Origin of the sequence: Lacisediminihabitans sp. (assembly GCF_036569425.1) — a bacterium.
Lineage (GTDB): Bacteria > Actinomycetota > Actinomycetes > Actinomycetales > Microbacteriaceae > Lacisediminihabitans.
This window is the reverse complement of sequence record NZ_DATCQQ010000008.1, coordinates 15499-39397: the sequence shown is the minus strand read 5'-3', so window position 1 is coordinate 39397 and position 23899 is coordinate 15499. Positions and strand designations below refer to the sequence as shown.

Genomic DNA, 23899 nt, shown 5'->3' with positions numbered 1-23899 from the left:
ATGAGCACGACGAGATGGTCGAAACCGGCCCCCCGCCGCGCTCCGGAAGGTCCGACTCTTGAGCCGTCGAGTCGCCGGTTATGGGGCTGAGGTTACATCAGGATGCGCGAACGGTCGGCTACACGATGCCTGTTGTGCCGAGGAGCGCACCGATGGCGAAGGTCACGATGAGGGCGAGCGCGCCCCCGACGACCACGCGCACGGCGGCGGCGAGACGGGAGCTGCCGCCGAGATGCGCCCCTACCAGCCCGGTCGCGGCGAGGGCGACGAGCACGACGACGAAGGTGGCCGGAACCCGCCAGGCGGCCGGCGGCAGAAGGATCACGATGAGGGGAAGCACCCCGCCGATGAGAAAGGCCACGGCCGAGGCGAACGCCGCGTGCCAGGGGCTCGCGACGTCGTTCTCCACGATGTTGAGTTCGGCCGAGAGGTGAGCGGCGAGCGCGTCGTGTTCGGTCAGCTCGGAGGCCACCTGCCACGCGGTCTCCTCGGAGAGGCCCTTCGACCGGTAGATCCCTGCGAGCTCGGCCAGCTCCTCCTCCGGAGACTCAAGCAGTTCGCGTCGCTCCTTCGCAATCAGGGCGCGTTCGCTGTCTCGCTGGCTGCTCACCGAGACGTACTCGCCCAGCGCCATCGAGATACCGCCACCGACGAGTGCGGCCACGCCGGCGGTGAGGATCACGGCGGTATTCGTCGTTGCTCCGGCGACCCCCACCACGAGCGCGGCGACGGACACGATGCCGTCGTTGGCACCGAGCACTCCCGCCCGCAGCCAGTTCAATCGTTGGGCGGTGCCGTCCCGATGGGGTTCGAGTTCGTGCTGCTGGGGAATCGGCTGGTCTGTGGTCACGTGCACAGCAAAACATGCGGGGCACGCGCCGTCCAGCAAGGTCAGGCTGTCCTGACCTGCGTCGTCTACTCCCGGCGGGGTCGATTGTCGACGGTCGAGCCGGAATCCGGCCCAGGGGCATTCGGTACTCGACGATTAGTCGCACTCGCGCGGGGAGCGCAGACAGGGAGACGACGGCTGACGTGGACGCACCAGAACCACAGCTGCTGCGCGGGCGGTACCGCGTCGGCGAACTCCTCGGACGCGGCGGCGGTTCCGTCTATCGCGCCCACGACGAGTTCCTCGCGAGGGACGTCGCTGTCAAGATCTTCCCGGCGAGCACCGGCGAGCACCGACGAGCACCGACGAGACCGAGAACCGCCGCCAGGAGGCGGGAGGTCAACGTGCTCGCCAGCCTCAACCACCACGGCCTCGCCACTCTCCTCGACGCGGCCATCGACGCGGCCATCGACCGGGACGAGTTCGACAGTCCGCGCATCTACTTCGTGATGGCGTTCGTCGATGGCGAAGACCTCACGCGACGAATCGCCAGGGAGCCCCTCACGAACCCCGGGAGATGATCTGCGGGTACGAGATGCTCATCTGGATCTTCGTGCAGATGATCTTCATCCCGTTCAGCCCGTTGCAGGTGGCGTACATCGTGATCGGGATGCTCGAAGTGGGGCTGTTACTCGTGCTCCTCGGCCTCTTCACTCCGGCCGAGGCGACCGGCCGCCGGCGCGGTCTGCTGCGCCTCGAGTTCGACGTCGACGCGAAGGCTCGATAGGCGTAGAATTCGATCAGAATAACACCGCCCACTCGAACCGAGCCAGTCGGTCCGGCGGACGAGGAGCCGCGGGTCGGCACTCCGCGAGGCAGGCCGGTTCCGGGCTCCCACAATCGCTCGCGAGATCGCGCGGCCGGGTAAGCGACCGCGCGGCTCGCGAGTCTCGAGCACACCCATCCTTCACTCTCCCAAGGAGCAGACACAATGTTGAAGGAACTCCACACGGTTCTGCCCGCTGCCGACCTGCAGCGCGCGAAGACCTTTTATCACGACAAGCTCGGCATGGATCCGCAGGACGAAGTCGACGGCAACCTTTTCTACCGGGCAGGCGCCGGATCGTTCGATCTCTATGAGACGAGTAACGCCGGTACGGCCAAGAACACCCAGATGATTTGGATGACCGACGATCTGGATGCCGAAATGGCGAGCATGAGGACCCACGGAATCGTGTTCGAAGATTACGACATTCCCGGAATGAAGACCGTGAACGGTGTCGCGACGACCGAATCGATGCGGTCGGCCTGGTTCAGAGACAGTGAAGGCAACTTCATCTGCATCAGCCAGATGACGCGCTGACTAATCGTCCCGACAACCACAAACGCCCCCGCCAGCGTGGCGGGGGCGTTCGTTGCGCGCGGACAGGTCAGCGCGTCATGATCCACGCGAGCAGGTAGCTGCGCGAGTTGCCATCGTCGATGAACTTCTCCGGCAGGTCCCGCGCGGTGGCCAGGGCGGTCTTCGCCTGCTCGGGTCCGGCGAGGGCCGAGTACATCAGCAGGTAGTCGCCGAACTGCGCCCCGTAGCCGGCCGGTGTCGCCTCGGCCACGTTCTTGCCGATTCGCGCCGCGTCCCCGGCGAGATACGTCGAGACCGGGCTCATCGGGATGAGCTGGATGCCCAGCTTGGCGTTCGCCTCCGCGCTGAACCACGTGGAGTAGTCGCGTTTGCCGCCCCAGTTGAGGGCGACTATCGAATGCGAGTAGCCCGCGTATGCGGCGTCCGACGCAGTGAAGTCGGTCCAATATGCCTTGCCGGACGCCGCCTCGCCCGACAACATCCACAACGCCTCCTTCTTCAGCGGCGTATTGCCGGTGACGCCGCTCCACAGCGCGAGGCCGTTCCAGGCGCTCACCGCCTCCGAACTCGACTCGAGGTTGTTGCCGTCGGCGAAAGGCGAGTAGCCGGATGCCCAGGAATGCCCGGAGTACGCGTCGAATCCGCGGCGGTCCGGGAAGTACTTCGACGGACCGCTGGTGGCGAGATCGGCCGCGATGAGATTCATCACCGGTGTGATGTCCTTACGCAGGACGACATCCTGCGCCGCGGCGACGCTCGCCGCGTAGAGGAAGTAGCCGTAGTGGAAGTTGTGGTCGTTGAACTGCTCGGACCCGAACGATGCCGTGAGCCCGACGAGCCCCTTCATCTTCGCGTCGTAGACGAAGCAGCGCTCCGCACTCGACTTGCAGCCTGCCGGATTGGTCCACTGGCGGAGCGCCGTGCCCAGGGTCGCGCCGACCGACTTCGCCGCGGCGGTGTCGCCGAGCTGGTTGGCGAGGGTCAGCAGGTTGGCGAGACGGTAGAGCGCCTTTCCACCGAAGTAGGTGTCGGCTGGCAACGCCGTCGTCGCGGCGACGTCCTTGCCCAACTGGCTCCGCAGCGCGCTCTTCTCCGACTCGCTGAGCGACTTGACGTCGAGGGCGTCCGACGGCGTGACGACCGGGTTGCTCCAGGCGAGGGAGGTGCCGGCGCACAGGGACATCGTGCCGTAGGCGGACGGGTAGCTGCCGAGGGTGCACGCCGGCGTGGACATCGCCTTCTGCTGGTGTGGCAGGGCGGCGATGAGCGTGTCCTTCTGCCCCTGCGTGCGGTAGCCGAGCCTGGTCGTGGCGTTGGGGCCCTCCGCGGTGTAGTCGAGGGTCACCGACTGCAGCGGTGCGACGTGGGCGGCGACGGCCCCCAGCGTACCGTCCTTCGGCACGGGGAACCAGACCGCGGTGTCCCCCTTGTCGAGCGACAGGGTCGTGCCGTCCTGCGCCACGTTTCCCGCGGTCCGAAGGCCGTAGGTGGTGTTGCCGACCCTGGTCGACCACACCCCGGTGCCGGCTGCGGTGAACTGCTGCCCCATCCGCATGGTCAGTTTCTTCACTGCCGCGAAGCTCACGAGCGGCGAGCCCTCGGCGATGACGGTCGACCCCAGCTGGGCGCCCGAGCCGTCGAGGTGCGCGACGGTCACTGAGACATCGTCGTACGCGGTGATCTCACTCTGTGCCGCTCCGGCATCCACCGTGATGCTCGGGGTGTTGCCGCCCGTGATGGTGTCCGGAGTGGTGGTTACCGTGGGCAGCCCGAGAGTGAAACCGCTGTCGGTGAGGCCGAACGAGAGGGGCAGCGGGAAGACCGGCAGCGGCTTCTCGCCGAAAACGAGGCCGGAGAACCAGCGATTGGTCGGCGGGGCGAGCCCCTTCGCCAGTCGCATGGTCGGGACCTTACCGACCGACTTGGCCGGCAGTTTCGCCACGGTCGAGCCGATCTGGGAGTCGGGGAGAACCGAGCTCGTCGAGGGGTCGGCCGGCGCGTTCGGACTCCCGCAGGCCGCAACGGCGAGCAGAACCGCGACTCCCGCCGCCAGGATGCCCGTGCTGCGGGTAATTGTCGTGCGATTCATCAGATTCCAATCTGCTCGAGCAGCGAGAAGAACGAATCCTTCACGCCGGCGAGGGGTCCGTCATCGCGCAAGTGCATGATCGCCGTCACCGGGGTGCCCGGTTCGACGAGGCCATCGTGGCTGCCCGCGATGAGGTCCTTGCTCGTGATCTTGATCGCGGCATCCGCGGCGCCGGCCACCGTCTGCACCTTCACGTCGGACACCGTGCCGGTGACCCGCTGGTGGTTGGGCAGCACGATTTCGACGCGCGCGCCCCTCTCGACCCGGGCGAAGTCGTAGGAGTCGACACGGAACTTGGCGAGCACGAAGAACGGGCCGGTGCGGTCGATCGTGGCGAGGGGCTGGCCGGCGCCGACGAGTCCGCCGACCTGGGCCTTGATGTCAGACACCACACCGGGCTCGGTCGCCATGAGGGTGAGGGTGCCGTCCTTCGACACGGTGTAGGCGGCGCTCACCGGCACGGTCTTGGGCGACGACAGGTCGCGTAGGAGGGTCGCGCTTTGGATGGTCATGAGCGGATCGCCCTTCTTAACCTTGTCACCCGCCTTCACGGCCTCGCTCACGACGGAGCCGGCGTAGTCGGAGCCGACGGAGTACGAGATGGCGTTGATCGACGCGGAGCCGCTCGCCACCTGGTTCTCGCGTTGGTTCAGAACGAGCGTCGCTCCCGCGACGATCGCGAGCACGATGAGCAGTCCGCCGAGAAGGCGGAATCGGTTTCCCCAGGTCATCGGGTCACCATTCCTTTCGAGTCGAAAGCATGCGAGGGCACCGCCGGGGCAGCCGGAGCGCGGTGCGCGGCTCGCACCACGGGCGGCCGGGCAAAGGTCGGATAGAGCTGCGGCACCTCGGGCACCGTCACGCGGGCGACGTGCGCCTCCTTCAGCGCGGCGACGATGAACACCGCGAAGACCGCGGTGCTCGTGAGGTTCCAGGCCGTGGCGAGGGTGAGCGTGCCGTGGCCGACATCCTTCATGATCGCTACAGCCGAGGTGAGCAGCAGGAAGGCGAAGACGAGCACCTGGGGAATCATGAAGTTGAAGGGCGACACGCGTTTGCCGGCGCCTCCGGTGACGTGCCACTTCTGCTCCCGCGCGGCGAACACGTTGGTGAACGCGCGGATGTAGATGGGAAACGACACGGTGGCCATGACGAGCGTGGCGGGCCGGAACGAGCCCATGGTGTTGAACGCGAGCATGATCTGCAGGCCATAGAAGCCCAGGTAGAACAGCAGCCAGGTGAGCCAGGTCACCGTGAGGTTCACCGGTCGCAGGTCGAAGTAGATCTCCAGCGGCGGCACGAGCAGCAGGAGCAGCGGCGTGATGCCGACGAGGTAGTGGGTGGCCGTGACCGTGTACTGCAGTCGCTGGTCCATGGTGAGGCGGTGGCGCGGGCGCAGCGGGTTGTGCCGCAGGAGTATCTCGAAACCGCCGGATGCCCAGCGCAACTGCTGCTTGGTGTAGTCCTCCACGGTCTCCGGAGCATCGCCGACGGCGAGCGTCACGGGGATGTAGACGGAGCGCCAGCCATTCTCGTGAAGCATGAGCGAGGTCCACACGTCCTCCGACTTGGAGTCGGTGAACATGCCGCCGATGTCGTTGATGGCCTCGCGACGGAAGATCACGTTGGTGCCGACGCAGAACGCGGCGTTGAAGCGGTTGCGACCGGGCTGGATGAACCGGTAGAACACCGACTGCATGAATCCGGCGCCGCTCGAGACGAGGTTCTTGATGTTGCCGTAGGTCTGCGGCGTCTGCACGAATGCGACGTTGCCGTCGATGAAGAACGGGACCGTCTCGTAGAGGAAATCCTCCTTCGGCACGAAGTCGGCGTCGAAGATCGCGTAGAACTCGCCGTTGCTGATCGACAGCGCGTGGTTGATGTTGCCGGCCTTCGCCCCGTGGCTGCTCAGCCGCCGCACGTAGCGGACCCCGAGGTCCGCCGCGAGGTCGCGCACGGCATCCGATTCGCCGTCGTCGAGGATCCAGGTGATGTGCTCGCCGCGCATCGCGATGGCCGCCGTTGCTGTGCGGCGGATCTTCGACAACTCTTCGCCGTAGACGGTGATGAACACGTCGACGCCGATGCGCTTGTCGTCGAGGTAGATCGCCCAATCTTTCGGGCTCGACTCCGTGCCTTCGGATTCGATGGTCTCGGCGTCGAAGATGCGCTCCTGGGAGTGGTGGAAGGCGAAGTCGCGAGGATCGACTCCCCCCGAAAGGATCGTCCACATCGAGACCAGGGCCTGGGTCACCAGAATCACCTCGGCGGTGATCACGAGGCTGTACGGCAACCAGTCTCCGCGATTGGCCGGGTTGAGCAGGAAGAACGTGTACGCGAGTACACCGATCGTGGCGATGAGCACGAAGAGCACGAGGGTCGGCGAGTTGGCCGCGCCATTCTCGGCGACACGGGCGAGAGGGGTGTGCTGCGAGCGGCGGTTGCCGCGAAAGGGTCTGTCTTTCCAGAGTGGTGCCATGATGCTGATCTCCATTCCGTTGGGCAGGCGCGATGAATCGCGCCCGGCACGTGGTGCCGGGCAACGGCGACGATGGCGTTGGCGGTGGGGCTCTCTGTGCCCTTCACCTGCTGCACTGAAACGACACGATCAACGCGCGTGACCCACATGACGTGAGTGTCAACCGGAGGTGTCGCGGCGGATGGTGCCGAGTACAGGCTAAACACAGCAAGGCTGAAAAAACCCGCACAGTTGGCTGGTTGTACCCCTGATCGGGGGCCATTCGGCGTAATTGTCCCCCGTTGTGGGGACAGGCACTTGTCCCGCACAAGTCGAGGAATCCATCGCTCGCCCCGCCTCCGCTGGCGGGACCAAAGCCACTGGTGCGCCCACCCGGCGGCCGCAAGACTGGCACGATGGGCGAGCGGCGAAGCACCACTCACGGGTCAACCTCGTCGCCATTCGACGCCGTCATTCTCGACCTGGACGGAGTCGTCACCGACACCGCGAGCGTGCACGCGAGGGCGTGGAAGAAGCTTTTCGACGCGGCCCTCCCCCGGCTTGCGCCGGCGGCTCGCCCCTTCGACGACGCCGACTACCGCAGTCACCTCGACGGCCGCACGAGGGAGGATGGCATCCGGGAGTTCCTCGCCTCGAGGGCCATCGACGAAGACGCCGAGTCGATCGCCGCCCTCGCGACCGAAAAGCAGCGCCTCTTCGAGGCGGAACTCGCGACGACCGGGGTCAGCACCGTGCCGGGCACCGTCGAATTCCTACGGGCGGTGCGCGGGCGCGGCATCCGCACCGCACTCGCCACATCGAGCCGGAATGCCGCAAGTGTCGCCGCGGCGGCAGGGGTCACCGACCTCTTCGACGTCTGCGTGGACGGCAACGACCTCCGACGACTTCGGCTCGCCGGCAAGCCGAGTCCCGCCCTGTTTCTCGAGGCGTGCCGTGCCCTCGCGGTGGAACCGGACCGCACAGTAGTGGTCGAGGACGCGGTCTCGGGGGCGCGGGCGGGAGCGGCCGGCGGCTTCGGCCTGGTGGTGGGACTGGATCGATCCCCCGCGAACTCGCCACTTCTGGTCGCCGGCGCCGACGTGGTCGTGCGCGACCTGCGCGAACTGGACCTCGCCGTGGTGGGCCGCGATGGCCCCACGAGCCAGTGGATGCTGAGCTACGACGGATTCGACGCGGCGCAGGAGGGCACCCGCGAGGCGCTGTGCACCCTCGGCAACGGGTACTGGGGCACGCGCGGCGCCGCGGCGGAGGCCGATGCCGACGGCGTGTACTACCCCGGCACCTATTTCGCCGGCGTCTACAACACGGTCACGAGCGAGCGCGACGGCGTCGCCATCGAGAGCGAGAGCATGGTGAACGCTCCCAACTGGCTGCCCCTGTGGTTCCGGGTGGATGGCGGGGCCTGGTTCGAGCCGTCGACCGGGCGACTCCTCGACTACCGGCAGGAGCTTGATCTGCGCCGAGCCCTGCTGACGCGCGACCTCCGATTCAGCGACGACGACGGCCGGATCACCCGCGTGCGGTCGCGGCGGCTGGTCTCCCAGGCCAGCGCGCACACGGCGATGATCGAGACCACGATCGAACCGGAGAACTGGAGCGGAGCGCTCACCGTGCGGTCGGCCATCGACGGTCGGGTGACGAACCGCAACTCCGCCGGGTCGCCCATGCTCACCCGACGGCACCTCGCGGCCAGGAAGACGCAGGAGCTCGATGCGGAGAGCATCCTGCTCGAGATGGAGACGATCCGTTCCGGCATCCACATCGCGACCGCCGCGCGCACGAGGGCATTCGACGGGGACGAGCAACTGACTCCCACCCGCAGCTTCCTGGTCGACGAGGAGGGCTGGGTGGCCCACGAACTCGACCTCACAGTGACCGCCGGGCGCGGCATCCGGATCGAGAAGGTCGTGGTGGTGCGCACCTCCCGGGACCGCGCGATAGCGTCACCGGCCGAGGCCGCCGCGACCCTGCTCGGCCGAACTCCGGGCGCGGACGCCCTGCTCGCCGCGCACGAGAGGGCATGGCGAATCTTGTGGGACGAGTTCCGGGTCGAGCTGCGCTCCGGCGAGCGCCAGTCTCTCGCCCTCAACCTCAACACCTTCCACATCCTGCAGACCCTCGCCTCCGTGACCGCCGACCTCGACGCCGGCGTCCCGGCGCGGGGACTGCACGGGGAGGGCTACGGCGGCCACGTGTTCTGGGACGAGTTGTTCGTCTACCCGTCGCTCACCCTCCGCCGACCGGACCTCAGCCGCACGCTGCTCGGCTACCGTTATCGGCGCCTCGACGAGGCGAGGTCGGCCGCGCGAGCTCAGGGACTGAGCGGAGCGATGTTCCCCTGGCAGAGCGGCATCGACGGTCGGGAGGTCACGCCCCGCGAGCTGTACAACCCGCTGACCGGCAAGTGGATGCCCGACAACTCCTACCGCCAGCGCCACGTCGGGCTGGGGATCGCCTACAGCGCCTGGCAGCACTACCAGTCGACCGGCGACCTGAACTTCCTGGTGGACCAGGGTGCCGAGCTCGTGATCGAGGTGGCCCGCTACTTCGCGGATCTGGCCAGGCACGAGCCGGACGCCGACCGCTACTCGATCAGTGGAGTGATGGGGCCGGACGAGTTTCACGACGGCTACCCTGACGAGCCGGGCGGTGGCCTGCGCAACAACGCATACACGAACGTGATGGCCGCGTGGGTGCTGCGCCGAGCCGCCGACACCGTGTCGCTTCTGGCCAGCCGCTCGTGCCGACCGCTCTGGGACCGGCTGGGACTTCTCGCGACGGAGGCCGATCGCTGGCTGGACATCAGCAGGCGCCTCACCGTGCCGTTCCTCGAGGACGGCGTGATTGCCCAATTCGAGGGCTACGAGACGCTCGCCGAGCTGGATTGGGAGCGTTACCGAAGCCGCGACGGCTCGATCGGCCGCCTCGACCTGATCCTCAACGCCGAAGGCGACAGCACCAACCGCTACAAGGTAGCCAAACAGCCGGATGCCCTCATGCTGCTCTACCTGTTCTCCGCCGAGGAACTGCGTGAACTGCTCGGCGAGATGGGCTATCCCCTCCCCGCCGAGGCGGTCGTGCGCACCGTGAACCACTACACCGAGCGGTCCACCTACGGCTCGACCCTCTCCAACGTCGTGCACTCCTGGATCGAGGCACGGCAGCGGCGCGAGCGATCCTGGGACTTTCTCACCCGGGCGCTCGAGAGCGACCTCTCCGACATTCAGGGCGGGTCGACCAGGGACGGCATCCACGTCGGCGCCATGGCCGGCTCCATCGACATGGTGGGCCGCTGCTACACCGGGCTGGAACTGCGCTCGGACATGCTGTGGCTGCATCCACTGCTGCCCCCGGAGATCGACTCGATCGCGTTCGACTTCACCTACCGGTCACAGCAGCTCCGGCTGGAACTCTCGCACACGCTGCTCACCATCGCGGTGGAGAGCAGCGGCGCGCCCGCGATCACGGTGGTGGTGGACGGCCATCGCTCCGAGCTGGCGCCGGGGCAGTCGAGGGAGTACGTGCTCGACGGAGCCGGCGCGGCGTGAAGTTTCGCACATTCGCTGTCGGGCGCGGGGCGCCGTGCCTCGCCCATTGCGCGCTACTTCGAGTAGGCCACGATGAAGCCGATCTCAGGGGCGTGCTTGAGGGACGCGGGAACGATCTGCACGCCGCCGACATAGTCGCCGCCCACCATCAGGATGACGAGCACGCCCCTGAACCGGTCGATCGCGAGGTTCCTTGCCGATTCGGGCGCCGACCGCGACCGTGCGTTCGACTCTTCCCGCTCGACTCCGGCGCCGGCTCGCATGCTGCTAGCCGTACCCCTCAGGCGCCGCCCGGTGACGTTGACTCACGTCGAAGTCGCTCCCGCCCTCGGAAAGGGGCCACCGCGTGCAATCGGGGCCAACGCGTCGGCCCCGATTGCACAATTTGGCCCATGCGGCGGAGCGGACGGACGATGAGTGGTGGGGCGGACGGGACTTGAACCCGTGACCGACGGATTATGAGCGCAAAATCCAACAACACCTGCCAGCGAAGTGCTTTTATGCTGATAAACCAGTCTTTTCGGTAGTCAAGCCAGCTCCGAGTGGCCCGGGGTGATCCCCAGAGTCCCCGGAGTTAGAGCGGAGTCTTGAGCGGAGTTGCAGCCCACTAAACGATGCGAAGCCCACGGGCTGCCGCGACCATGCGAGAGGTATCAGCGAGGTCTGTATACGAGCCTCGGTTCACCGCAGTGTCGTGTCCGAAGAAGGCCGCTCGAATCACCTCGGGCGCTTCATCGAGCAGCAGTGAGTTCAACGTCGCCCGCCACACGTGTGTACGCTCGGTTTCCAACAATTCGATGTCGAGAGCCTCGGCCAGTTCGACGTAGAGCTTCGCGACCGCCCCGCCGCAATTGAGGCGATCCCAATTAGTCGTCGAGTCGGCCGGTGAGCCGATCACATGGGCTGCTTGAGTCGGGGCAGCATTCTGACGAGTAAGCAATCTCTCAGCGACCCGGTCGTCGAGGACGGGCACGCGTCGCTCGCGATGAGTTGTCGAGATGTCTTTGGTGACCGTCACGTGAATAGCGCCGTCCTCATCGGTCTCGATGTGCCGCCCCCATGTGATCGCGTTGGCCTCCGATACTCGAAGCCCCGTAGCTGCTTGCAGAAGGGTGAGGTCTATGAACTGCCGCCGGAGCTCGCCCGGCGGGAGTCACGCCTGGTGAAACTCGCTGAAGCGCGCGCCGCGTTGGAGGCTGATGCGGCGGCCCGCGCACGGAAAGAGGCGGAGAAGAAAGCACGAGACAAAGGCGACGACGATACCGACGTCGCCCAGAAGGGTGAAGAAGCAGCGAAGAACGCGGTCGTCGCTCCGAAAGCTCAACGCAACTTCACCGACCCGGACGCACGGATCATGAAGACCGCGGACGGGTCCTTTCACTACTGCTACAACGCGCAGGCGGTCGTGGATGCGGACCATCAAGTGATCGTCGCGACAACGTTGACGAATATTGCCGTGGATGTTGAACAGGTCATCCCCATGGTCGAGAAACTGCACGAAACGGTGGGCGACCTGCCAGGACAAGTCCTCGCCGATGCCGGCTACTGCCCGGCGACGAACCTCGACTATGTGAAGACTCTTGAAACGAACACGAGCGGCCAGACGGAGTTCTTCATCGCGACCGGTCGGCTGAAACACGGCGAACTCGTTCCGGAGATTCCCCGGGGTCGAATCCCGGCGAATGCGACGCTCCGAGAACGCATGGCACGCAAACTCAAGACGAAGAAGGGCCGCACGGTTTATGCCCGGCGCAAAGCGATCGTGGAACCGGTATTTGGTCAGATCCACACCCGGCAAGGGAAATTCGTCCTACCGCGCGGACTGGAACAATCAGCGCACGAGTGGGACCTGTCGGCTGCCTGCCACAACCTGATGAAACTCCACAGCATGCAAACGCGCGCCCTTCTGGCCGCGCAAGCCGCGCTAACAGCCCGCCCCGCAATCTAACGCGCAGGACGGTGGCGCACAAACCTCTGCCGGCGGGACACGACACAGCGTGACGCGGCACTGGCCCCATTTTCGGTCGGCACCACAACGCGACGAACCCGGCAACCTCGAACTCACCTGACCAGACTCAGCCCCACTGCAGCCGATCGCCTCGCCCCAAAGGCCTTGCAAGACTACTGACCCACGCTCCTAGCTCGGAGAGTAGACCGGTCATCCGCCGGCACCAGATCGAATACGGCTTGGAGGCCCTCTGCTTTTGCGCCATCTTCGCCTGTCGCCTCTTCAAGGCCGATGCCCAGCTCGATGGCCCCCTGCTCTGCTCCTTCTCTCACGAGGTCCTGAGCGTCGCCGAGCCGCACAAGTGGCCCATTCAGAACCACCCTGTTCTCATTCTGGAGGCTTTGCGCTATCAGCAGCAGCGACTGGATGATCGACGACTTGCCGCTGCTATTGACCCCGGTGAGCACTGTGGCCTTACCAGGCCGAATATCAATCTCGGCGGTCCCGACACCCTTGAAGTTCTTTATTCGCCATAACATAGATTGATCCTGTCAGATGAGCGGGCCTCATGCGCTGTGGCGCGGGGTAGAAAGTTGACAGCTCACGTCAGGTACGAAACCAACCACTGTCTTTGCGAAGAAGGAATGGCCGTTAGCCCCTTCTCTCGAACCAACAGAGACATCTGATGCGCGTTCGAGCAAGTCCGAGCGGGAGGCACGCCGTCAGAGGACCGGCCTGAATAGTCCGCTGAAGCGATTTCGCCGGATCAATTAGCAGCTCCCATTCGTGGATCAATACGACAGGCGTTGCAGGGCATACTTGGGGCATGGAAGGCTCTGATCGACCCCCGGGCCGACGTCCGAATTGGAGACCTGATCGCCCTCTACGACGGCACTGGGTGCCGGGTACCGGGTACCGGGTACCGACGGTCACACCTTCAGCCTCCGGAAAGGTAATTGAGATCCGCGCAGTGGTGGAGATTGTCGCCCGAATGGACCGGAACTCGGTCGCCGTTTCAATTTCGGCAAGCAAGCTGGGACGATGCTAATGGTCGAGCGCAAGTAGTTGAGCGCCCTGGTTGACGATTCATTCCTGCAAACAAGCCGTCGTGCGCACGATGATGTGGCGCGACAGGTCCGCAAGCGGCTCTAGACTGCCAACCCTCGAATCGCACGGGTCACTTGATCCGCGCCCGTCGTCTTGCGCCTCGCCGTCGGGCCGGGTAGTAGTCGGTCACGGTCTGCGTTCCCTGGAAGCGATTTTCTACTGAGATGGTGCGGACACAATCGCAGCGGCCACCGCGGAAGACGGTGCAGGGACTTTGCCCGGCCAGTCGCCGAGTCGTTTCTTGAGCTCGCTCAGGTCGATGGAGACGGCTGTGGGGTCGTTAGGTAGCGAGTATGCACTGCTCCATCCCGCGCTTTTCGCCGCGGTGACAGAATCGAACGAGGAGCTTGACTCCACAGTGACGAGTATGTCCTCCGTCGGTTTCGACTGGTTCGCCGACCACGCGACGCGAATCAAATAGTCGACCAAAGCGGCAGGGTCCTTCACCGTGTAGTTCGGTTTCACCGTGATGAGCGCTGCCGTTCCGGTCACCTTCTGGAAGCCGTCGTAGGAATTGCTGACGAAGACCTCGCCCGAAGCCAGGCCTGGTATGGACTTGATATGTTTGCTGGCATCGTGCTCGGACTGACCCCGGTGTATAAAGACGCACCCGGATAACGTCAGCGCGATCACGGAAGCCAGAGCGACGACGGTTACCGCCCCACGAGGGGTTCTCTTGCGGTTCATATGGCTCTCCCCTTACCGGTTGGCATAGAAGTCGGTCACCGAAGAACTTCCGCTGAAGAATTTCGCGATGGCCGGGTCATTGCTCAAGCCCGGGTTCTCCTTCGCCATGACAGCGTATCGATTCGCGTCGTGCGCGTTCATCGGTGAAAAGGTTGTCGATGCGCTTTCGTTCACGAACGGATAAGCGTCGTGCTGGATGGTTGTCCAAGATGAACGTTCCATTGTTCTGTTTCAGCAGAACCAACGTACGCGCTCGGGCCGGGGACCGTTTCGGGTCACGGCGACGTTGTGACGGTCCCGAGCAGCCCATCCGTCTCCGGCACCTTCCCCGGCCAGTCGCCGAGTCGTTTCTTGGCTTCGCTGAGACCCACGAAGACTGTGCTCCGTTCATTGTTGAGAGAATGAGCGCTTGTCCATCCGGCGGCTCGCGCCGCAGCGAGTGCATCTATTGGGACGGTGGATTTGACAGTGACCATCAACTCCATGTTCGGCTTGGCATCATTGACCGACCAAGCCACTCGAATCAGGAATTCCACGAGCTCCTCCGTGTCCTCGCTGCGATGATCAGGGTCCACCGTGACGACTACCAGCGTGGCGTTCTTTTTCGTGAACCTGCTATACGAACTGTTCGAATACACGTCCGTCGACTTCGAGATTCCCGGGAGGGACTTCACCTCGCTCGCTGCGGCGCCTGCGGTCTGGCCGCCGCGCGCAGATGAGCAACTGCTGAGGCCGCCCACGAGCGCCAGTGCGACAATTGCAGGGTAAACGCGGTGGGACCAGTGTGATTTTCCCTGAACGTGTTTCATCATCGAGAAGCGTAGTAGTCGGTCACGGTCAATGTGCCATGCAAGAAATTCGCGATGGCGGGATCCTTGTTCACGTCGGGGTTCTCCTTAGCCATGACGGCGTAGTGGTGATGCCCGCATCGTGAAACACCTTGAGGTCGAAATCGGCCACACACCTGCAGGGGATCAACGGGTCGAAGGATCGGGTGAAACGGGATCCTTCACAACCACCCCGGCAGGCATGGCGGGCACCTTTCCCGGCCATCCGCCCAGACGCTTCTCTACCTCCTTGAGGTCGATAAAGACGCCGGTCGAGTCATCAGGGAGCGAACTCGCACTTTTCCATCCCGCGCCTTTTGCAGCCGCTGTCGCGTCTATCGGGGCGGCGGAATCGATCACGACGAACAACTCAGAGTTGGGCTTGTTGTCATTCACCGACCACCCGAGTCGAATCAGGAAGTCCACCAGCTTTCCTGGATCCGGTATTTGAAAGCCTGGTTCGACCGTCAGTTGCACGGTGGTGCCGTTTTCCTTCGTGAACCCGCTGTAGGAACTGTCTGACGCTACGTACGTCGAGGCTGCGGAGCCCGGAATCGCCTTCACCTGGCGCGTCGCGGCAGCAGCAGTTTGTCCTCCGCCGGCGGCGCAGCCAGCCAGACCTACCGCGAGCGTCACAGCGACCAGTGCAGCAACAGCCCGTCGGGGCCAACCTGAGTTTGTAAGAGCATGTTTCATCATCGAGTAGCGTACTGGTCAGTGACGGTCAGGGTGCCTTGGAAGAATTTCCCGATTGCTGGATCGTTGTTCACAGCCGGGTTCTCCTTTGCCATGACGGCGTACCTATTCGCGAGGTGCGCGTTTAGCGGTGTTGAGGCAATTGGCGTGGCTTCGTTCGCCAGCCGGTATGCATTTTGATGAATAGTCGTCCAGGAGGATGGGTTCGCCGTTCCATCCAGGGTCGGGACGGCATCCTGTCTGGCTTCGAACGCCGTGACGTGTGTAGTGGAAGGGATGTCCATCCCGCCGATCGGCGCTCCCGCTGTGACAACCTGTTGGATGTTGTACCCGTGAGGGTCCGCCGCCATGGCGCCAGCCGTGATTCCTCCCAAACTGAATCCGGTGAGCATTACCGGCGGCGCACCTGGACCGGTTGCAATACCGGCCTTGCTCATCGCGTCGAAAACTGCATGAGCAAGCGCCGTCTGGTCACCGTACCGCATCGCGTAAAGATCAGAAGTCACATCGTTTGGGATCGAGCCAGCAATTGGCATCCACGATTGCGTGCTGGGGATTTGAACTATGTACGAGTTCTGGCCATCTGCGTGAGTGCTCTCAACGATTCGAATGACCGAGGCACCACCTAGTCCCACTCGATCAATTTGCGCAGATCCGGCGAGCATCGATGCGACGTCGTTGGGCAAAATGTGAAACTTTGGGTCAAGGTTCAAGGCGTTTTTCGAACCATAGATCTCGTTACCGGATTGCCCGGCGGCAGTTCTTGCTCGGTTCTCGATTATCCCTTCCGAAAGCCCCGATCCGCCAAGATGTGCGTCTCCATCGCGGAACATGCCGCGGGTGTGGCCGTCGTGGATAAGCAGTCCGAGGATGTCGTCGTAGGAGGAGCCGGTGGCGCCGAGGATGCCTTGGAAGTCACCGGCGGTGTTGGCCCAGGCGTCGTTCCAGGAGAATGGCGCGGCTGCTACTGCCGAGAACAGGCCGACGATGTCCCACGGGTTGTTGGTGAGAGATTTGCCTGCGGCGTCGCGGATGCTTCCGCCTGCCTCGGTGAGTATGCCGGATGTCAGTGCGCCGATCCCCGCGAAGATGATTCCGGCAATGAGCGGCGGAAGGGTTATCGCCGAGCCCACGAGGTCGACGGTGGCGGTGGTGACGCCCCAGACGCCGCCGAGTATCGATCCTGCTGTTTGGCCCTCCGCCAAGACAAACGAGCCGCTGACGGTGGAGAGCCCGCCGAGAGCAGAGCCGGTGATCCTGACATCGGCACGGAGGGTCGCGGCGGCGCTGCTGAGCGCGCTGTCGGCGAGCTGGTAGGTGGTGACGACGGAGGCGGTGATCAAGGCGAGTCCCTCGGTGACGACCAGGTTCGCGCTGAGGCGCGCGGCCGCGTTCAGCGCTGCGGCTTCGGCATTCGCGCCGGTGATCGGGGACAGGATAAGGGAGGCGACCAGGTCGGGGTCCGTCGCGACGGAGCCAACGGTACCGATCAGCGGCACGACGAAGCGGTTGAGGCCTTGGATGGCCGCCGTCATCGCCTCGACCTCGCCGAAGGTGACGGACAGGTTCCGGCCAGCGGTGGCGTAACTGCGGCCCGCTACGGCGGTGTTCTGTGCCACGTCGTGATTCACCGCGCTGACTGTGTTCTGTGCAGTTTGGGCAAGTTTCTCGCCGCCGCTCGTCGCGGAGTCCGCCACGTCGTTGTAGCCGCTGACGGCGGCGTCAACTACCGAGGGGTTGTTGTCAGGCTTGTCGTTCGACATAGTTGTCGCGGACCCCTTCTGAGACGAGGCTGAGGAGCTCGACCTCGATGCTCTTCGCGGTAACAGCACTGATCGTGACGCTGCCGCCGTCGGTGACGGATTGGGCCGTGACTGAAGCGTTCGGGGCCGGCGACGCGGCGACGGAAATCTTCAGCCAACCGTTGGCACCGAGAAACCAGTCGCCGGAGTAAACGCATCCGCCGGACAGTGTGAACACCTTCACTCGGAATCCCGCCGTGATGGGCCCGGCGAGCTGGCTGAACACCGTTTGGGCATCCGCAGCGTGGATGTCGGCGGCAACGGCGTCGATCACGCGCGGGTCGCCGGCACGGATCGCCGCGACGAGAGCGCGGGATTCGACCAGTCCGACAGTCAGCGGCCCGCTGCTTGGCGCGACTGGCGCCCCGGCTGTGCTCGGCAGCAGCTCCGCGAGCGACTTCGACAATACGGCGACGGGAGCGAGAGTCAGAACGATGCCAGCAGGGGCAAGGGGCGCCTGCGCGTTCTGGCGCGCGCTTGCGGCGGTCAGGCCTGAGGCTACGCCCCCAGTCACTGTAGACGAGTGGGCGGTCACCTCCGTGTCAGTCCAGGCGGTGACCTGGAAGATAAAGTCGCCCGACATCTGTAGCGCGAGGGCGAGTTTCACGGCGGGCGCTATCGTCGCGGTCCAGTCCACTTCGGATGCGATGGTCGCCTCACCGACCAGCTCGCGTTTTCGCATCGCCGCGAACGCCGCGCCCTCGTCCGGGACGGCGTTCGACTGGATGAACGAGGGCAGCACGAGCCCCGGGATGTGCTCCCTGAGCAGGCTCAACTCGTCGAGGGTGAGCTCAAACCGGCTCACTCCAGCTGTGGTGCTGGCGGCGCTCACTGCCATCCTCGTGCTCGAAAGGTCTGGGACAGGTCGAGCCAGTCTTTCGATCCGGCCTGCGGCAGGGCGGGCACCGCGCCGACGACCGTCTTCGCCTGATGGACCTGCTCGCGGGCAATCTCGTGCCCGCCGAGGGTGAAGACGGCGACATGCACCTTAGTGGGGTCGCCGCCGGCAACAGCGGTGAGGACCCGCATGAAACCGGTGACCGCCGTGTGCACGACGTCTTTGACGACCTCCACGGCGTTAGACGCGACATGTGCGGCACCATTCCAGGCGTCGGTAACCAATTTTTGCGCCGTCGCGATTGCAGCCTTCGTCTCGTCGACAGCGCGAGCGTGTGCTTCCAGGGCCGCTGCGGCATCATCGAGGACCTGCGCCTGGCTGCCCAGGTCGAGCGCGAGCCCGCGGACCTTCGCACGGAGGGCGTCTCCGGCGCTGGAGGACCACGACATGGACTCCGCCTGCGCCAGGAGCGACTTGGCGCGCGCCCGCACCTCATCTCCGTTGCCGCGCAAGACGGACGCGCGCGCCCGCAACTGGCTCATCTCTCCGTACATCAGGTCACCACATCACCGTGAGGTGAGGAGGAAAGACTCAGCGTCCGATGCGCGCAGCGATCTGCGCGTCCACGTCCTGGACCGTGTGCGCCGTTGCGCGGAGGAACGCGGCGAGGTCGTTGAGGCCGCCGATGGTGTTCTGGGCGCCGGAGGTGAAGCGGTTGTAGGCCTCGGAGAATGCGCCGGAGGACTTGTCGGTGGTGAAACCCTGGGCGACCAGGGCACTGATCTGGCCTTGGAGCTTGCTCAGCGTCGCGCTGATCTCCTCACGACCGGCGACCAGGATGTCGGCCTTGCCGGTGAGCTCCTGGTACGAAACATTGATGTTAGCCATGACGATTCCCTCACTTGTCGAATGAACACGCGCTGCCCCTCGTTCGCGGTGCACCGGTGAGTCTACGTTTCGAATGCCAGCCTAAGCAATTTTTGCTCAACGTTTTGTCGCCGCCCGACGGTGCGCACCCTCGGTTGCTTGTTCGGCTTGTGGGAATGCCACTTGAACACGGGAAAGCTGGCCCGCGGTCACGAGGATGCCGCGGCCGACAGGGAAGTCCGCGCGGGTCACCCTCGGGAACTGCACCCGGAACAGACTGATCCCGTCGGTCTCCTCGGGTTGGAGGACAATGCCGGCGCGAGCGGTTTTCAGCTCGGAGAAGATCTGCCAGGCGGAGCCGGCAGTGACGGTGTCGGCTTCGGCGATCACGGGAACGTCAGCACGACGTGCAGCCTTGATCAGCCGCGCGACAGCAGTCTCGGCCATCAGCCCCTCGAAGTCGCCGATGTTCTCGATGACAATGACGAGGTTCGTGTCACGGCCCGCGATCGGACCCTCCAACGCGACGGCCAGCCGGGTGGCGAGGGCGTCGGCCTCGTCCGCGTCCCGGGAAGCTTCTTCCCAATCCGCAGCCGAAGCGAGGGCACTGCGCCGGGCAACGAGGAGATAGGGCACGAGGTCAGGTCGGGTGCGGCGGATCGACTGCACGATCGTGGTCATCGCGGTCGTACGACCGGAGCCGAACGGGCCCGTGACGACGAATATCCCATCGAGCGGGATCCCTACCGGCTTCAGCGTCTCGTCGCTGACCCCGATCGTTGGGCGGCCGCGAACTGCCGCGGGGAGGTCGTCGAGGGAAATGAACTCGGCGAGGCGCTCGATCTCCGGAGCGGGCGCCAGGTCTGCGAGTTCCGCCGCCAGTTCCTTGGTGGCCAGAGCCTGGGCGGTGAGGTCGGGTGAGCCGCCGAGCACGGAGAGCTGAACCTCGTGAGCACCGACGAGCGCGCGGCCGGCGGGCGCGTCGGCGAGCACGTCGTTGGGCACGCCGAGAATGGCGTATTCGGTGTCGCCTGCCAGGCGGAGCACGATCTTCGCCTGGACGTTGGCCAGCAAAGCCGACGGGAACGCGGCTAGGCGGTCGGCGGCGATGATGAAGTGGATGCCCACCTGTCGGCCGATCGCGACCAGTTTGGTGACCTCGTCGAACATCGTGCCGGAGAACTCATACTCGTTCCGGAACGTTGACATCCCGTCAATGAGTACAAGGATCCGTGGCTCCGCTGGCGTGTCGGCGATCGCCCGGTATGCCGTGAGGGTCGCAGCACGAGCGGACGAGTATCGGTTGATCCGCTCCGCCGCACGGGCGCTGAGCTCCGTGACGAGGCGGGTCACCCGCTCGACGTCGCCGCCGGAAATGATCGCGCCGACCGTCGGGAGATCTTCGAGGCTGGCCAGGCCGCCGCCGGAGAAGTCGAGACCGTAGATGTGCACTGGGTTCGTGGTCGCCGCGCGGGAGGCGGCAATCGCGACGGTGCGCAGAAGGGTGCTCTTGCCGCTGCCGCCGGTGCCGAAGATGGCGACGTTCGCGTCGGCGTCGAGCGTCAGCTCGAACGGCCGCTGGCGTTGGAACTCTGGCTCGTCAACGATCCCGAGCATCAAGACGTCGTTTGACGGCTGCACGAGGTCACGGAGATCGTGAATTGTCCCGAGCTGGTCCTGCCACGGCTTGCGCGGCACGGCCAGTTTCCGCCGTTCGGCGGCGAGCGAGATGGTGGCGGACAGCCGTTCGATGTCGCGCGCCAGCCCATCCTGCCGGGATCCGGCAGGCCGTGGCGAGACCCAGCCGGCTCCGCGGCCGAACTCCAGGTCGGCGACCTCCACATCCGACGTCGGTTGACCCTCGGGGCTGGTGCGGCCGCCGAGGTATGCGGCCTGGAAGTCCAGCACCCGTCCTGGACCGAGTTTGGCCGCCGCACGGCCCGGTGTGCCCGGGTCGAAGAAGGCGGCGGAATTCGCGCCGAGCACGTCGAGGCTGTCCGCCTCGTCCGCGACGCGCAACGCAACGCGAAGATTGGTATTCGCACGCAGGCTGTCCTTGATCACCCCGGCTGGCCGCTGCGTGGCCATCACCAGATGCAGGCCAAGCGAGCGGCCGCGCTGGGCGATGTCGATCATGCCGTCGACAAACTCGGGCACCTCGGAGGCGAGCGCCGCGAACTCGTCGATGACGATCACGAGCACGGGCGGGGCATCAGGATCCGAGCGCTTCTCCAACGCTTCGAGGTCCTTCGCCCCCTTGCTGTTCAGCAAGTGCTCGCGGTGCCGGAGCTCAGCGCGCAACGAGGTCAAGGCGCGGCGTACGAGGTGAGTATTGAGGTCGGTGACCAAGCCGACGGTGTGAGGCAGCGTCGCGCACTCTGCGAATGCCGCCCCGCCCTTGTAGTCGACGAGGAGGAACGTGACCCGGTCAGGCGAGTATTCGGTGGCGATGCCCATGATCCAGGTTTGCAGGAATTCGCTCTTGCCCGAGCCGGTCGTGCCGCCGACGAGTGCGTGCGGTCCGTGCGCCCGCAGATCGAGATAGAACGGCTCCAAAGGCCCCTGACCGACCAATGCGCGGATGCCGCCAGGCTCCCGATGTGTGCCGGGCACCCAACTCGCGGTCAGCGAATCGTTCTTAGCCCAGCGTTGCACCACGGCGTCCGGCTCGTCCGCGACCGGGCCGTCGAACAGATCGAGAAAGCCGACGTTGTGCGGCAAGTCGGACTCGTCGACCACCTGTGCGCCGGAATCCTCGACGGGAGCGAGCAGCCGCGCCACCTCTGAGGCTGCCACCTCATCGAGTTGCTCGATAGAATCCAGCTCAACAGTCTGTCCGCTCCGGACAAAGCCGATACGGCCCTTCCACGTCACCGCGTCCAGTTCCAGATAGGTACGGCACACCACCGGAAGCTGCTCAACGGTCGGAGCGAGCCAGATCAGGAACACGCCGACATCCGGGCCGTCCTCACCGAGAGCGACCAGCCGAGCCCGGTCAGCGGGCGACTCTGCCGTGACGATCGCAACCACCGCCGGGGTCGCGGGCAGCTGATCCACGGCCGTGCCGTGCTCGTCGTCGAGGCTCTTCGCCTCGTCCAGGCGCGATCGCACCTGCGTACCTTTGCCGGCGCCCGCCGCGCGGCGCTGCACAATAAGCTCTTCAAGCTCGGCAAGTAGCACGGTCGCCGCCGCGAAGTCACCGGCTAAACCCCTGGACTTCAGAGGGCTGAAGGCGGAGTCGACGTGGGGCAGCCATTTCAGCCACGACCACTGCGCGCTCGCATCCCCGGCGCCGAACGCGGTCACCACGAGATCCGCCGGGGAGTGCAGACCGACGAGTTGCACCACCAATGACCGTGCAGCGTCCAGGGCCTGCGTGGAAGACCCGGCAACCCCGATTGCCCCGGCGCGCTCCAAGTTCTCTATCACTGGCACGGCGTCGACCGTCCGAAAGTCCTCGACGAGCGCGGTGACCTTCCGCCAATCCTCTGGAGACGACGCGTTTTTCGACGGCGCGGTCACCGTGTTGCGGCTCGCTTGAGTGCCCGTGCCGAAGCGGATTTCCAGAAAGGTCGTGTGCTCGGGCTTCCGCGTCCAGAGCTGTGGGGAGCGGCTACGGATCGCCTCGCCGACCTGGACGACAGAGGGCGACTCGGCGGTGCGGGCAGCGACCTCTCGCTCCCGCTCCGCCAGCAGCGACTCGCGCGTCGCGTCAAGAGAGTCGGCGAACCGGGCCACCTCGTCCCGCGACTTCCTCTTGTTCTGAGCGCGGTTCTCGATCCAGGTGCCCAGCATGATCACCGGCGACAGAGCGATGAAGATCAGGCTGTACACCTGCTGAGTCACGAAAAACAGGATGGCACCCATGACCACAGGAGAGACGACCGCCAGCATGGGGAAGCGCGCCTTCTCCGGAATGCCCGGCAGCTCCGGCGCCAGAGTGACCTTCCCCCGATAGGCCGCCTCCACCCGCGGTGACCGGGCGAACGTCGACGAACTCGACTCGCCGGCGCCATCGAGCGGCACGGTAATCGACGGGGAAGGGAGTGAAGTCCGACCCTTCGCCTCGGACAGTTGCGCAAGACGGAGAACGGAATTGCCGACTTGCACTCGCGAGGCTCGGGTGAGGATCGCTCGGTTCACCAGCACCCCGTCCACCTCGACGCCATTGGCGGAGTTCAGGTCCGAGATCGTGATCGACTCGGCGACGGTGATGCTCGCGTGACGGCGTGATACCTGTTCGTCGGCAAGTGCCACCTGCGCCGCTGCATCACGACCGATGTAGTTGACCCCCGCGGCAACCGTGAACTCCGAGCCCTCATCCGGTCCCGAAAGAACCTGCACCAGCGCGACGGGGCGACCGTACAGATCGTCGCCCGCGTGCCGTCTCGACGAGGAGACTACCTCGACCGTGCACCCGGACCGCAACGCAGACTCGTGCACTGAGAGCAGAGGATTCAACAGGCGCAGCTGGCCACCACCCGGAAACTCAACCCGGAGGGTGACGTCACCCCCGAGCCTCGGCGAATGAGCTGAATCAGCCTCGACAAGATACCGGGCAATGTCGCCGATCGTCGCCGTCACGTCCGCGGTCACCTGCACGTCGCGAACGGCCAACCCTTGCTGCTTGAGCGACAGCTTCAATCTCATGAATCCCCCTCATGTGCACAAGCACGAGCCTATGGCAGCCGAACAAAACAGGATCGCTACAGAATCGAGACGATGGCCACTATCCGAGCGTTGCGCGTCATCCCGCTCTCCAAACATTCACGTGCTCTAACACTTGACCACCGGGGCCGGGAATGGTCACGCCCGGCTA

At 65.2% G+C, this 23899-nt stretch carries 19 protein-coding genes and 1 pseudogene; 5 read left to right on the top strand and 15 right to left on the bottom strand.

All coding sequences use genetic code 11. The features are described 5' to 3' along the window. Positions 1–118 precede the first annotated feature (118 nt). A complete protein-coding gene (locus VIM54_RS00800; protein ID WP_331898321.1) occupies positions 119–850 on the bottom strand; it encodes a VIT family protein in 732 nt (243 codons plus the stop codon). 182 nt (positions 851–1032) lie between these two features. Between VIM54_RS00800 and VIM54_RS00795 the strand changes: the two genes are divergently transcribed. The 3 genes from VIM54_RS00795 to VIM54_RS00785 all read left to right on the top strand — a co-directional run bounded on the left by VIM54_RS00795 (position 1033) and on the right by VIM54_RS00785 (position 2192). After that, entirely contained in the window at positions 1033–1410 is a 378-nt protein-coding gene (locus VIM54_RS00795) for a hypothetical protein (protein ID WP_331898320.1), read from the top strand. After that, a complete protein-coding gene (locus tag VIM54_RS00790) occupies positions 1407–1616 on the top strand; it encodes a hypothetical protein (RefSeq protein WP_331898318.1) in 210 nt (69 codons plus the stop codon). Before VIM54_RS00795 ends, VIM54_RS00790 begins: the two co-directional genes overlap by 4 nt. 204 nt (positions 1617–1820) lie before the next feature. Further along, the gene (locus VIM54_RS00785) at positions 1821–2192 is read left to right on the top strand and encodes a VOC family protein (protein ID WP_331898316.1); all 372 of its coding nucleotides are present in this window, start codon (positions 1821–1823) and stop codon (positions 2190–2192) included. A gap of 67 nt (positions 2193–2259) precedes the next feature. Here VIM54_RS00785 and VIM54_RS00780 read toward each other — a convergent pair whose 3' ends face one another. From VIM54_RS00780 to VIM54_RS00770, 3 genes are read right to left on the bottom strand one after another with little or no spacing between them, the layout of a single operon-like run. Continuing rightward, a complete protein-coding gene (locus VIM54_RS00780) occupies positions 2260–4281 on the bottom strand; it encodes a glycosyl hydrolase (RefSeq protein ID WP_331898315.1) in 2022 nt (673 codons plus the stop codon). Next, complete coding sequence (locus VIM54_RS00775; RefSeq protein ID WP_331898313.1) at positions 4281–5012, bottom strand: HlyD family efflux transporter periplasmic adaptor subunit; 732 nt, start codon at positions 5010–5012, stop codon at positions 4281–4283. The genes VIM54_RS00780 and VIM54_RS00775 overlap by 1 nt, the downstream gene beginning before the upstream one ends. After that, positions 5009–6760, bottom strand: coding sequence for a cellulose synthase catalytic subunit (locus tag VIM54_RS00770; protein WP_331898311.1), 1752 nt, complete (start codon positions 6758–6760; stop codon positions 5009–5011). Before VIM54_RS00770 ends, VIM54_RS00775 begins: the two co-directional genes overlap by 4 nt. Positions 6761–7155: 395 nt before the next feature. Between VIM54_RS00770 and VIM54_RS00765 the strand changes: the two genes are divergently transcribed. After that, positions 7156–10308 (top strand): beta-phosphoglucomutase family hydrolase, encoded by a 3153-nt coding sequence (locus VIM54_RS00765; protein ID WP_331898309.1) that lies wholly within the window; start codon positions 7156–7158, stop codon positions 10306–10308. Between the two features lie 53 nt (positions 10309–10361). On the opposite strand, the gene VIM54_RS00760 is transcribed toward VIM54_RS00765, so the two are convergent. Both VIM54_RS00760 and VIM54_RS00755 read right to left on the bottom strand, forming a co-directional pair. Next, on the bottom strand, positions 10362–10571 hold the full coding sequence (locus tag VIM54_RS00760; RefSeq protein WP_331898307.1) for a hypothetical protein: 210 nt from the start codon (positions 10569–10571) through the stop codon (positions 10362–10364). Positions 10572–10915: 344 nt separating this feature from the next. Further along, on the bottom strand, positions 10916–11326 hold the full coding sequence (locus VIM54_RS00755; RefSeq protein WP_331898305.1) for a hypothetical protein: 411 nt from the start codon (positions 11324–11326) through the stop codon (positions 10916–10918). 105 nt (positions 11327–11431) lie between these two features. On the opposite strand from VIM54_RS00755, the pseudogene VIM54_RS00750 reads away from it, so the two are divergent. After that, a pseudogene (locus tag VIM54_RS00750) lies at positions 11432–12256 on the top strand (transposase); the annotation flags it as partial. A gap of 173 nt (positions 12257–12429) precedes the next feature. Here the strand turns inward: VIM54_RS00750 and VIM54_RS00745 are convergent. From VIM54_RS00745 to VIM54_RS00705, 9 genes are all read right to left on the bottom strand, one after another. Further along, on the bottom strand, positions 12430–12795 hold the full coding sequence (locus tag VIM54_RS00745) for an AAA family ATPase (RefSeq protein ID WP_331898303.1): 366 nt from the start codon (positions 12793–12795) through the stop codon (positions 12430–12432). 724 nt (positions 12796–13519) lie between these two features. After that, positions 13520–14050: a hypothetical protein gene (locus VIM54_RS00740; RefSeq protein ID WP_331898301.1), complete on the bottom strand. Its 531-nt coding sequence runs from the start codon at positions 14048–14050 to the stop codon at positions 13520–13522. A 275-nt stretch (positions 14051–14325) separates the two neighbouring features. Then, complete coding sequence (locus tag VIM54_RS00735; protein ID WP_331898299.1) at positions 14326–14862, bottom strand: hypothetical protein; 537 nt, start codon at positions 14860–14862, stop codon at positions 14326–14328. A gap of 162 nt (positions 14863–15024) precedes the next feature. After that, positions 15025–15513, bottom strand: a complete 489-nt coding sequence (locus tag VIM54_RS00730; RefSeq protein WP_331898297.1) for a hypothetical protein — start codon at positions 15511–15513, stop codon at positions 15025–15027. Between the two features lie 59 nt (positions 15514–15572). Next, positions 15573–17336, bottom strand: a complete 1764-nt coding sequence (locus VIM54_RS00725) for a hypothetical protein (RefSeq protein ID WP_331898296.1) — start codon at positions 17334–17336, stop codon at positions 15573–15575. After that, a complete protein-coding gene (locus VIM54_RS00720; RefSeq protein ID WP_331898294.1) occupies positions 17317–18207 on the bottom strand; it encodes a hypothetical protein in 891 nt (296 codons plus the stop codon). Before VIM54_RS00720 ends, VIM54_RS00725 begins: the two co-directional genes overlap by 20 nt. Then, a complete protein-coding gene (locus VIM54_RS00715) occupies positions 18204–18755 on the bottom strand; it encodes a hypothetical protein (RefSeq protein WP_331898292.1) in 552 nt (183 codons plus the stop codon). The genes VIM54_RS00720 and VIM54_RS00715 overlap by 4 nt, the downstream gene beginning before the upstream one ends. A 49-nt stretch (positions 18756–18804) precedes the next feature. Further along, positions 18805–19101: a WXG100 family type VII secretion target gene (locus VIM54_RS00710; protein ID WP_331898290.1), complete on the bottom strand. Its 297-nt coding sequence runs from the start codon at positions 19099–19101 to the stop codon at positions 18805–18807. A 96-nt stretch (positions 19102–19197) separates the two neighbouring features. Beyond that, complete coding sequence (locus VIM54_RS00705) at positions 19198–23730, bottom strand: FtsK/SpoIIIE domain-containing protein (RefSeq protein ID WP_331898288.1); 4533 nt, start codon at positions 23728–23730, stop codon at positions 19198–19200. Positions 23731–23899 lie beyond the last annotated feature (169 nt).